Source organism: Wandonia sp. (assembly GCF_984588085.1).
On sequence record NZ_CFIGVI010000065.1, the window covers coordinates 1 to 11,762 of the forward strand.

The window sequence follows — 11,762 nt, forward strand, 5'->3', positions numbered from 1 at the left end:
GGAGGTGTTTTAGTATCTGCACTATTTGCAATACTCATCGGAATCATTGTATTCACACCTCATTTTTGGCAGCAATAAAAGATAACTATCAAATTAGTAATCAGAAAAATAAATTCATTTTGATTAAAAATTAACCAAAATAAAAACTAAATAAACAACAAAATCATTACCTTTACCTTCAAAACAAAAGGTAATATCTCATGTCGAAAAGAGCAATAGCACACATGGATCTGGATTCATTTTTTGTATCCTGTGAACGACTTATTGACAGCCGACTCAACAATAAACCTATTTTAATCGGAGGAACAAGTGACAGAGGCGTTGTTGCCTCCTGTAGTTACGAAGCCCGAAAATTTGGTATCCATTCGGCTATGCCCATGAAAATGGCCCGGCAACTTTGCCCGGAAGCTATTGTTATCAAAGGTAACAGCGCTACGTACACCAAATACTCAAAAATGGTAACCGACCTCATCCGGGAATCTGCTCCCGCTTATGAAAAGACATCCATTGATGAATTTTACCTCGATTTCACCGGAATGGATCGTTTTTTCGGTTGTTTAAAATACGCCGGTGAACTTCGCCAACGTATTATGAGAGAAACAGGTTTACCTTTGTCTTTTGGTTTATCCGAAAATAAAACGGTATCAAAAGTTGCCACAGGGGAAGCCAAGCCCAACAATCAATTACTTATCGATTACGGGCACGAAAAGTTGTTTCTGGCACCTCTTTCTGTAAGAAAATTACCCATGGTAGGTTTAAAAACCTATCAGACACTTTGTAATCTGGGAGTCAGAAAAATACAAACGATCCAGGAAATCCCTGTCGAAGTAATGGAAAACACATTTGGGAAAAACGGAAGAGTACTCTGGAAAAAAGCAAATGGAATAGACAACTCACCTGTTGAACAATATAACGAACGGAAATCAATCTCCACAGAACGTACATTCGACAAAGATACGATTGACGTTAATAAGCTAAAGTCGATTCTTACTGCCATGACCGAGAATCTGGCCTTGCAACTGCGAAGAGGAAACAAATTAACATCATGTATCACGATAAAACTCCGCTACAGCGATTTTCAAACAGAAACATTACAACGAAAAATACATTACACTTCTGCGGATCATGACCTGATACCCCTCGCACTTGAACTTTTTGAAAAAATGTATACCCGACGCGTTCTGATCCGACTTATCGGTGTCCGGTTCAGTCACCTTGTCAGCGGAAGTTTTCAGATCAGTCTGTTTGAAGATTCTCACAAAATGGCCGATCTCTATTCCGCCATGGATAAAATAAGAGATCGTTTCGGAGACCGGGCTGTTGTAAGGGCTTCCGGAATGACCACAAGAACAATCAGTCGGTTCAGTTCCTTCAATAATGGAGATCAATCCTCCAATTAAAAAACAGCTACATGTTGAATGTCCACACGTATTACAGCTTACGTTACGGGATTCATTCTCCCGAAAACGTGATTCGATGGATGAAACAGAGTGGATATACCACATTTGCCATTACAGACATCAACTGTTCAACTGCTATACTCCAATTTGTACGAATTGCACAGGAACAGGGAATACACCCTGTCGCAGGAATAGATTTCAGAGAGGGAATACAGCAAAAGTATGTCGGACTGGCGAAAAACAATCAGGGATTTCAGGAACTGAATCACTTTCTGAGTCAACATCTACAGAACGGTCAACCTTTTCCCGATGAAGCTCCATCATTGCCACATTGTTTTTTCATTTATCCCACAACGAATCTTCCCAAACGGGAACTTTCTGAACAAGAATATATAGGAATAAGCAAACCTGATCTGAACAAGATTAAATGGTCTCATTACTCCGGATACATTGAACGTATGGTTATCCTTGAGACAATGACCTTTATGAACAAACAGGACTTCAATACCCATCGGCTGTTGCGTGCCATAGATAAAAACACCTTGTTATCTATGCTTCCACGTTCAGAACAGGCTCTTGAATCAGACACCTTCAAAAGTATTCAGGAACTCCAACTCTGCTTTCGAGAAGTTTCATCTATTTTTGAGCGTACCCAACAACTTCTTGATGCCTGTTCTCTGTTTTTCGGTTTTGGTGAACAGGTAAGCCCTCAGAATCAAATGACCTATACCGGAAGCGAAAAAAAAGATCTCCAACTTATTTCAGAACTTACTCAAAAAGGAATCACACAGCGCTACCCAAAAGCGAATGATGAAATCAGGAAACGGGTGAAAAACGAGATCCAGGTTATTTACCAAAAAGGGTTTCTTTCTTACTTTCTAATTACGTGGGATATTATCCAGTACGCCCGATCAAAAGGATATTTTTATGTCGGACGGGGAAGCGGTGCGAATAGTATTGTTGCTTACCTGCTCCACATTACGAATGTAGATCCGTCTGAACTTGATCTTTACTTCGAACGCTTTATTAACCTGTATAGAAAAAATCCTCCGGATTTTGATATTGATTTTTCATGGAAAGACCGGGATGATGTTATCCGTTACATATTTCAACGCTTCCCCCACTCCACACTACTGGCAACTTACAGTACGTTCCAATATAAAGCAACATTACGCGAACTTGGGAAAGTATTTGGACTTCCCAAATCAGAAATTGATACGCTGACATCTGATCCTGGTTATGCTACCCAAGACAAATTATCCAACCTTGTCTTACGGTACAGCAAACGAATCGAGGGACTCCCTTCACATTTAAGTATTCACGCAGGAGGTATTGTTATCCCTGAAAAACCCATCACCTGGTTTTCGGCCTCTTTCTTACCTCCCAAAGGATTACCAACCACCCAATTTTCCATGTTAGAAGCAGAAGATGTCGGTTTATTTAAATTTGATATCCTCAGTCAAAGAGGTTTAAGCAAAATAAGTGAATCCCTCGAAATTATCCGGGAAAACCAACCTCAAAATCCCCCGCATGACATTCACCACCTCACTGTTTTTAAAAAAGACGAAAAAATTAAAGCTCTTATCCGAAATGCAGAAGCCATCGGTTGTTTTTATGTAGAATCACCCGGGATGCGAATGCTGCTAAAAAAACTACAAACAGACACTTACCTGGGATTGGTTGCTGCCAGTTCTATTATCCGCCCGGGAGTTGCTCAATCCGGTATGATGCGGGAGTATATACTTCGTCATCGCATCCCTGATAAACGAAAAGAAGCACATCCGGTTATGGCTGAAATCATGCCGGAGACATACGGAGTAATGGTCTATCAGGAAGATGTTATAAAAGTGGCACATCATTTTGCCGGCCTGACACTCGCTGAGGCCGATGTACTTCGAAGAGGGATGTCCGGAAAATTTCGTTCGCGGAGTGAGTTTCATGAGATCCGGGAAACTTTTAGAGAAAACTGTCTGAAACGTGGCTACCCCGAAGAGATCATACGGGAAGTATGGAGACAAATAGAAAGCTTTGCCGGATATGCATTTTCCAAAGGACACTCCGCTTCTTATGCAGTGGAGAGCTATCAAAGTTTATATCTGAAAGCTTATTATCCGCTTGAGTATATGCTGGCTACTATCAATAATTTTGGTGGTTTTTACAGAACGGAGTTTTATGTACACGAAGCCCGAAAACTCGGGGCAACAATAGAACCACCCTCTGTAAATTACGGCAATTATAAAAGTGTTATTTCCGGCAGAACAATTTATCTTGGTTTTCAACTGGTGTCCGGCATTGAAGTAAAAGTAATCGATCGGTTACTTTTTGAACGGACCACTAACGGCCGCTTTAAAAACTTTAAGGATCTTACACAACGCATTCAACTTCCGCTGGAACAACTACTCTTAATCATTCGCATAGGAGGTTTTCGCGACTTTCCTGAGTCCAGAAAAGAATTGTTATGGAAAGCGCACGTGTATCACAACAGAAAAAAAGGCGAACAACACCAACCCTTATTATTTCAAAGTCCTGTAAAAGATTTCACTCTACCGTCACTGGATGAAGATCGGCTGGAAGAAGCTTTCGAACAATTGGAATTACTCGGTTTCCCACTTTGCTCTCCTTTTCTGTTACTAAAGGATAAAATTCCTCCTCTGATACAACCCTTTGAGCAACTACACAGAAAACGTGGTTTAAAAGTCTGTCGTTATGGGTATCTGGTCACTACGAAACGTACCCGTACCACATACGGAGAGCATATGTTTTTTGGCACCTTCATTGATCAGGAGGGAAATTATTTTGACACGGTTCACTTTCCTGAATTTGCCAGACGCTATCCTTTCAGAGGAAATGGGATTTATAAAATAACCGGTATTGTTACGGAAGAATTTGGCGTTTACACAATAGAAGTTGGCCATCTGATTAAACTCCCTTATTGCGACGATCCCCGGTACAGTGAAAAAGAAGCCGTCTTACCCGGCAAGCGTGAAAACATGGATACCTTTAAATTCTCCTAAAGGTTTTTCCAAAAACGGTTGAATATAATCAAGCTCCAACTGTGCAGGATCTGTAATAAACAGGTATTTTGCCCCGGCATCAATCAACTGATCTATCTCTTCTTTTGATGAATAATGCATAAAATTTGTCCAACCTCTTTTATTCAAAAAATAAAGAGAGACACTAAATGAATAATCAGATAAACAAATTACTTTATCATCGGGTTGCATACCTGCTTTTTCAAGATCAGGAAGAATCACTTTGTAACGCCACCAATTTGCAGACACATCCCAGTTCACCCATCTCATCATTCCTACAAACTGTTCATTTCCTACAACAGGAAAGTCACCTTCCGCTGCTCTGGTTTTCAATTTTACAACACTTAAACAATAGACAAAATTGTATCCGAGAAACAGTACAAAAAGAACCTTTAGTACAGGTGACCTGTAAATCTTCTCTTTTCGTTCTTTTAACCAGTAAAAGAAGGGGACAAATGAGGAAACAAACAAAATCAATAAAGGGATGTAATAGTAATCATGGTTTTCAAAAAGAGGTGCCCACAACAGGAAATAAAGAAGACCTCCCGTAAAAACAAAAATATTCCCCAACGATATAATCAATGGTAACTTTCGGAAGAACAACAAATTGACAAGAGGCAACAATACAATAAGTCCGATCATGGGGCGACTAAAGAAAATAATCGTAGTCGTTGTTTTCATCCCATCCCACAATTTGGCCAATCCTGCTTCATCCATTAACCACAAAGGATATATACTGTTGAATGTGTATTTAAACTGATGCTGTTCGTTGTAATGGGAAGCATAAAAATACCAAGAGAAGACAGCCAAAATCACTATTCCGAACCCAAGAAAAGTAGCTCCGGGGCGTTGAAAAACTCTTCCTCCTTCACTCAGTTTTTTCCCCAGTAATTCGATAAGGAAAGCTGCACCCAAAAAGACAAATAATATCAAACTGGATACTTTTATAAGTCCTGCCAAAGCAAAAAATAACACAGCCCACCACAAGGAGTATTTTGCCCAGGGAATCCGAATCGATCGCACAAGAAAGTAAAAAGCTATCAGAATAAAGCAAAAAGCAGGGACGTCCGTTAGAAAGCTTACTCCAAACACAACAAATACAGGAGAGGTAAATAACAATAAACTCAATACTGTCGACCAGAAATTTCCAAAATTGAGCAATAATAATGTTCTAAACAAAGCAAATACTCCTGACAACAATATTAAAAGGTAGAACACTCTGTACAACATGACTGACTCCCCAAACACGGACCATGTTTTTCCTACCAAATAGTACAAAACAGGAAACTCTCCGGCTGTTTTTCCGGTAGTTAATTTATCTGCGAGTAATATATCAATCTCCGGTTCGGCAAATGCTGCTCCATTGGCATAATTACGAGCTAAAGACAGGCAGTCTGTCTGTCGCCACAAATGCATGTTCATCGGTTCTTTTTCCAAAACACCGTCATAGTAGGACACTGTCATTACAGCAACAAAAAAGAAAAACAATACATTCGGGTAATTCTTGAACCAGGTATACATCTTCTTCATCTTTACAGAGTAATTACGTAGCTAAGGTAGTATTTTCTTCAGGAAAGTCTTTTTAACCCAATCCTTTTCCTGTTTTTATCCACTTCCAGCACCTCCACCTCTACATGCTCATGCAATGCTATAAAGTCAGCTGGATTCTCGACATACACGTCAGCAAGCTGTGATTTATGAATTAATCCGTTTTCCTTTATTCCGATATTAACGAATGCTCCGAAATTCGTTACATTGGTTACCAGACCCGGTAATTTCTGACCAACAAAAAGATCATCTATCGTTCGAACTGACTTGTCAAATTCCAAAACTTTAGCTGTCTTTCGCGGATCTCTTCCCGGTTTTTTCAATTCATTCAAAATATCATGTTCAGTAAATGTAAGGTCCTTTGTACTTTCCAATTCTTTCAGTACTTTCTCATTCCCCAATAACTCCTCTACACTACTACCTTTCATTGCAGCAAAAGAAGCTACAATTCCGTATGATTCAGGGTGAACCGCTGTATTATCCAATGGATTATCCCCTTTCCTGATCCGTAAAAATCCCGCACATTGCTCAAACGCTTTTTCTCCTAATCGCGGTACTTTTTTCAACTCTTTCCGATTGACAAAAGCACCGTTCTCACTTCTGTATTTCACAATATTCTCAGCAAGCGACATTCCCAAACCGGAAACATACGACAATAAATAGGGTGAGGCCGTATTCAGATCGACTCCTACACTATTTACAGCAGAAACAACTACATCATCCAACGCTTCTTTTAATTTCTTTTGGTCAACATCATGTTGGTACTGACCTACTCCCAACGACTTAGGATCAATTTTCACTAATTCAGACAAAGGATCCATTAATCTCCTACCTATCGAAACAGATCCCCTGACCGTTACATCAAAAGACGGAAACTCTTTCCTTGCAATCGAAGAAGCGGAATAAATCGAAGCCCCATCTTCCCTGACAACAAAAACCAGTACATCATTTCTGAATCGAATCTGTTTGATAAAATATTCTGTTTCTCTTCCGGCAGTTCCATCACCAATTGCAATCGCTTCGATTTTATAGGTCTCTACTAACTGGCTTATTTTTGAAGCCGCTTTTCCTGTTTCTTTTTGAGGAGGGTGCGGATAAATTGTTTCGTTGTGAAGCAAACTCCCATTTTCATCCAGACAGACGACTTTACAGCCTGTTCTAAATCCAGGATCAATTGCCAGAATTCGTTTACTACCCAATGGAGATGCCAAAAGCAATTGTTTCAGGTTTTTCGCAAAAACTCCTATTGCTTCTTCATCGGCCTTTTGCTTCATTTCTGCTAATGCTTCATTTTCAAGTGAAGAAGCAAGTAGCCTTGAATAAGCATCCTTAGCGGCATCTGCAACGCAATCTGCATCCTTACCGCTCCCTCTCACAACTGCTCTTTCAATAATTTCGACAGCTTCTTCTTTATCCGGTTGGGCTTTTACACGTAAAAAGCCTTCTTTTGCTCCACGCATAATCGCTAAAAAACGGTGAGATGGACATCGCTGCAATTTTTCTTCGTGTTTAAAATAATCCTTATACAGTTGCGCTTCCTCTTCTTTTCCTTTAATCAAAGTAGCACTCAATACGGCTTTCCTTTCATACAACTGTCGTAACCTCGAACGTACAAACGTATTCTCATTAATCCATTCGGCAATGATATCCTTTGCTCCGGCTATTGCATCTTCTACATCAGGGACATCATGATTCACAAAGCGCTCTGCCATCACATCCGGGTCACCACCTCGTTGTGACATTATCATTTTTGCTAACGGCTCCAACCCTAGCTCTCTCGCTACCTGACCTTTTGTTCTCCTCTTGGGTTTATAGGGTAAATACAGGTCTTCCAACTCCGTCGCCGAATAACAATTCTCTATCCTATTCCTCAGATCATCCCCTAACAATCCCTGTTCATCGATGGCTGACAGAATACTTTGTTTTCTATCTACTAATTCATTCCACTTTTTTAAAGTGTCACGAATAGTTGTAATTTCAACTTCATCCAGCCCTCCTGTTCTTTCTTTTCTATACCGGGAAATAAAAGGAACCGTTGCACCTTCAGTAAGCAAATCAATTGTTGCGGAAATTTGTTTGGGTGAAACAGCGATTGACAAGCGGATAAATTCAATATTAGTCATTACCGAACGTATAAAATTTGAATGAGAAAATATAACAGCCGCTAAATATACACTAAATTTCACGTATCACTTTCCGAATGAGGCAGGACAAAAGTATTTCTATACTATTTGTTAAGATGTTTGTCTTTGCTATGCATTTTTGCAACTTTTGTAAAAAAGAAATTTATGCTCAAGGGATTAAAAGTCGTTGAACTGGCAACGGTTCTTGCCGGACCACATGTGGGAATGTTCTTTGCAGAGCTCGGAGCTGAAGTTCTGAAGGTTGAACATCCTGAACACCCGGATGTAACCCGTTCATGGAAACTCCCTACAGAAAAAGCGGACAGTTCCGTTTCGGCTTATTTTTCAAGTGTTAATTATCATAAAACGTATATTCGGTTAGATCTCAAAAAAGAAGAAGATCGGTATGAGGCCCTTAACCTGATGAAAAAGGCTGACATTGTGGTAATGAACTTCAAAAAGGGAGATCAGGAAAAATTTAATCTCACAGATAAAACACTACTTCAACTCAATCCCGGACTATTGATTGGTAAAATTTCCGGATTCGGAGAAGAGTCTGATCGTGTCGCCTATGATTTAATTTTGCAGGCAGAAACCGGTTACATGTCTATGAATGGAACTCCCGAAAGCGGCCCCGTTAAAATGCCTGTAGCTTTTATAGATGTACTTGCCGCCCATCACCTGAAAGAAGGTCTACTTGTTGCATTGCTCAACCGTCAACGTACAGGAAAAGGCGGAGTCGTTCATGTTTCGCTTTATGACGCAGCTATTAGTAGTCTGGTCAATCAGGCATCCAACTATCTTATGAATAAGCATATTCCTCAGCGTATCGGTTCTCTTCACCCCAATATTGCTCCTTACGGTGAACTCTTTAAAACGAAGGATGACAAAGAAGTTACATTTGCAATCGGAAGCCAGGTACATTTTGAGAAATTAGTGACCGTACTCGAAGCAAAAGAATTATTGAAAGACAAGCGATTTATCAATAACCAGGTTCGGGTTGATCATCGTTTTGAATTAGCTGAACTGCTTCAACAAAAAGTAATACTGTGGCAGGCTGAGACCTTGAATAAAGAGTTAAGAAAAGTCTTTGTTCCCTGTGCTATTATAAAAAATCTGCGCGAAGTGTTTAGAGAGGAAAGCGCTCAAAAACTAATTCGGGAAGAAAAAATAGAGGGTCGTCTTACTAAACGTGTCACCGGAATCGCATTTACCTATGGATCTTATTGAAATACGCTCTCCCCAAGATGAGCAAGAATGGGAAAATTATTATGAAATCCGCTATAAAGAACTAAGAGAACCCTGGCAACAACCAAGAGGTTCAGAAAAAGACCCATCTGATGCACAGGCTAGTCATTTTGCCCTGTTTATAAATGGTGAAATGGCAGGGGTACTCAGAATGGACACTACCGAAGACCCTGCTGTTAATCAATTTCGATTTATGGCAATTTCCCATCGTTTTAAAGGCAAAAAATTGGGGAACATACTACTACAGTCCGCTGAAAAGGAAGCTATTAAGAAAAACAAATCAAAGATTATTTTGCAGGCACGGGAAAAAGCCGTTTCATTTTATCAACGGGGAGGTTATAAACTTGTAGAAAAATCACATCTTTTATTCGGTGAAATCCAACACTTTATGATGGAAAAAGAATTACCCTCTTCCTGCAAATAAACCGATCATAATTCATTTTCACCTATCATCATCTCTTAATTAAAGAGTAAAATTAGGTTACAATTATTTCAAATTGATTTTATTTTTCCTTAATTTAGTGTCCAGTAAATCAAAAACGAAAAACATGAAAAAAGTATTACTAAGCTTATTGGCTGTTGTTACGGCTACCGTTGGTTCGGCTCAGGTGATCTTCAACGTTCTCGACCCTGTGTCGATAGAAGGAGATTACAGTTTCGAAGAAGCTGACTGGGCATTAACTCCTGATCTTACACTTCCTGCGAACCGTGTTCAGGGTTTTGTTGAAATTGTAGATGATGGTACAGCCGGAGACTCCCTAGGATGTCAGGCTCTTTCTAATTCTTTAGATGTAGCCGGAAAAGTTGCTATTGTTTATCGTGGAAACTGTGAATTCGGAGACAAAGCTCTCAATGCTGCTGTTGCAAATGCAATTGCTGTGATCATTGTTAACAACGAACCCGGAGAGCCGATTCCGATGGCTGCAGGAGATAATGGAAATAGTGTTGATATTCCTGTTATCATGATCGGTCAAAGTACAGGAGCAATGATCCGGGCTGAGCTTGATGCCGGAAATCCAGTGGAAGTTTTCATTGGAAACAAACTCAATCTGTTTGACTACGACTTTGGAATCTACAACAAAGACATTGTACATACAGGAAAAACATCTATTCCTTCATTGTTAGCACAAAATGGTTCTGAGTTTTCGTATGTACCTGCAGCATGGGTATTCAACTACGGAGCTATAGATCAGACAGATGGTATCTTTAATGTGGTAGTTGAATTCGGAGGTTCTGAAGTATATAACGAATCTGCTACCGCTTTGAGTATAGATTCAGGAGACAGTTTATATGTATCTCTTCCTGAATTTTCAATGACAACTTATGATCCGGGATTGTATACAATTACATACACAACCAGTCTGGCAGGAAACACAGATGAATACCCAGGCGATAATGAGGTTATTACTTCGTTCCACATCAACGATAATCAAAAATATGCAAATGCACGTGTCGATGCTACCGGAGATTTAGTTGCCGGTGACGGGTTGCGTGCACAGGACGCTACCAGTTTTGCTGCATGTATCGTTTTCTCGGACGCCAATGCGTCACGATTAGCTGTTGATGGAATTGATTTTGCCATCTCAAAGTCAGGAGATGAGTCAATTGCCGGGGAATATGTATATACTTCAGTATGGCAATGGGGACCATTTGATGATCTAGATGATCCTGCTTTCGGAAGTGCTGAAATCACTTTTGTTGGAGATGGTGAATATAGTTTTGACAATGGAGAAGTAAGTGGAGAATATGTCTCTACTACACTTAGAAACGCGGATGGAGACTTTATCTTGCTTGAAGATAACACACGTTACATTTTCTGTGCAGAAACTGATAATGCAGAAGTGTATTTCTCATTTGACAGCAATACCAATTATTACAGAAACATTGATTTCATCAACCGTCAGCCTTATATGCTAATAAAGACCACTGATTTTGGTCTTGGATTTACTGATTACTATGGAACACCGGCAATTGCTGCCAAGTTCATTGATGCTGAGACAGTAGGTTTAGCACATCAGGACGATTTGGTTGAGGTTACTCCATTCCCTAACCCAGCTAAGAATGTTATTACTATTCCATTACAAAACCTTGAAGGAGCAGCAACTCTACAAGTTATTGATGTAGCAGGAAGAACTGTACTTACAGAAAATGTTACTCTTAATGCATCACAAACACTTAGCGTTGACTTAAGTTCTTTAACAAATGGAACTTACACATTCAACATGAACTTTGAAGATGGTAAAGCTTCAACTTTCAGAGTTGTTGTGAACAAATAGAATAAACTGTCTATTTAATACAAAAAAGCGGTGTGATGAATTCACACCGCTTTTTTGTTTATTGTGTCTGATAACGATTAATACATCTCCTCTCTCTGAAAATTTTTATCTTTTCTTTCTTCTACTTTTTATTTT

Annotated in this window: 7 protein-coding genes; 5 read left to right on the top strand and 2 right to left on the bottom strand. The window is 39.6% G+C overall.

What is annotated here, in order from left to right; translation table 11 throughout:
- The first annotated feature begins 200 nt into the window (after nucleotides 1-200).
- A complete protein-coding gene (gene dinB, locus AC4PL9_RS14440; RefSeq protein ID WP_491605457.1) occupies nucleotides 201-1,400 on the top strand; it encodes a DNA polymerase IV in 1,200 nt (399 codons plus the stop codon).
- Between the two features lie 11 nt (nucleotides 1,401-1,411).
- Nucleotides 1,412-4,414, top strand: coding sequence for a DNA polymerase III subunit alpha (locus AC4PL9_RS14445; RefSeq protein WP_491605458.1), 3,003 nt, complete (start codon nucleotides 1,412-1,414; stop codon nucleotides 4,412-4,414).
- Here the strand turns inward: AC4PL9_RS14445 and AC4PL9_RS14450 are convergent.
- On the bottom strand, nucleotides 4,370-5,962 hold the full coding sequence (locus AC4PL9_RS14450) for an ArnT family glycosyltransferase (RefSeq protein WP_491605459.1): 1,593 nt from the start codon (nucleotides 5,960-5,962) through the stop codon (nucleotides 4,370-4,372). The two genes, AC4PL9_RS14445 and AC4PL9_RS14450, sit on opposite strands and share 45 nt — an antisense overlap.
- A 38-nt stretch (nucleotides 5,963-6,000) precedes the next feature.
- Entirely contained in the window at nucleotides 6,001-8,103 is a 2,103-nt protein-coding gene (locus AC4PL9_RS14455; RefSeq protein WP_491605460.1) for a Tex family protein, read from the bottom strand.
- Between the two features lie 165 nt (nucleotides 8,104-8,268).
- On the opposite strand from AC4PL9_RS14455, the gene AC4PL9_RS14460 reads away from it, so the two are divergent.
- The 3 genes from AC4PL9_RS14460 (at nucleotide 8,269) to AC4PL9_RS14470 (ending at nucleotide 11,627) form a co-directional block, all read left to right on the top strand.
- Nucleotides 8,269-9,333 (top strand): CaiB/BaiF CoA transferase family protein, encoded by a 1,065-nt coding sequence (locus AC4PL9_RS14460; RefSeq protein ID WP_491605461.1) that lies wholly within the window; start codon nucleotides 8,269-8,271, stop codon nucleotides 9,331-9,333.
- Nucleotides 9,320-9,775 (top strand): GNAT family N-acetyltransferase, encoded by a 456-nt coding sequence (locus AC4PL9_RS14465; protein WP_491605462.1) that lies wholly within the window; start codon nucleotides 9,320-9,322, stop codon nucleotides 9,773-9,775. Before AC4PL9_RS14460 ends, AC4PL9_RS14465 begins: the two co-directional genes overlap by 14 nt.
- Before the next feature lie 124 nt (nucleotides 9,776-9,899).
- Nucleotides 9,900-11,627, top strand: coding sequence for a T9SS type A sorting domain-containing protein (locus tag AC4PL9_RS14470; protein WP_491605463.1), 1,728 nt, complete (start codon nucleotides 9,900-9,902; stop codon nucleotides 11,625-11,627).
- Nucleotides 11,628-11,762 lie beyond the last annotated feature (135 nt).